This is a genomic window from Rothia sp. HMSC067H10, assembly GCF_001810635.1.
Taxonomy (GTDB): domain Bacteria; phylum Actinomycetota; class Actinomycetes; order Actinomycetales; family Micrococcaceae; genus Rothia; species Rothia dentocariosa.
In genome coordinates, this window is sequence record NZ_KV802306.1 from 1262 (window position 1) to 2049 (window position 788).

The window sequence follows — 788 nt, forward strand, 5'->3', positions numbered from 1 at the left end:
AGAAGATATCTTCAAAATTCTTATAAAAAACAAAAAGGCCTTTGCGTATATTAATGCCGTAAATATCAGTGATATTATCTTTGACCCCCATAGCATTAATATATCCATGCTCAGGAACCTTAAAGTTGAGTTCACGTAGAAGCCTTGTGCCGCAATCCTCAATATCCTCCACATCCGCACAGTCTACTTCAGCGATATACCACCCCTGGTCTTGCAAACGAGGCTTCATCACCTTCTCCCAATACCCACTCTCGTAAGTGAACACCGGAACAACGAACGCATCCTTATATTCGCGTATATACCCCATAACGCTTATACAGAAGGGTCTGGCTCGTCAAATTCACTATGCACCAGGTGTACCTTTGAGGCAAGCTCCGGGTCATAAAACGGTGATTCAGGATAATACCGAGGGTCCTCCACAAAAACCCCTGTCGCATCATCATAGTCATTGGTGAATCCGTAGACCACCCCTTCTTTATCGTAGAGAGGATCCGGGGCACCGTTCGGGAAGTTCCTTCGCTGTTCTTCCTCAAAATCAGACCATGGATACCGCACACCTTTACCTGCAATCATCACGTTCTCTGCACCCATCAGCTCCTCAAACTGTGGAATATATGAGGTGGGAAGACCGACACCATACCCCACCACTACAGGAAACTCTTCATAGATATTTCCACGTAGCCTGGAATAATGATGAACTATACGTTCGATTAGCTGAAGCATGAACTCAGCCCCATACCCCTGATGCAAATCCGGATGGGTAGAGAAGATATCTTCAAAATTCTTAT

At 45.1% G+C, this 788-nt stretch carries 2 pseudogenes; both read right to left on the reverse strand.

Features of this window, described 5'->3' with window-relative positions:
- Positions 1-229: pseudogene (locus tag HMPREF2756_RS04310) on the reverse strand (hypothetical protein); the annotation flags it as partial.
- 83 nt (positions 230-312) lie between these two features.
- Positions 313-788, reverse strand: a pseudogene (locus HMPREF2756_RS04315) (hypothetical protein); the annotation flags it as partial.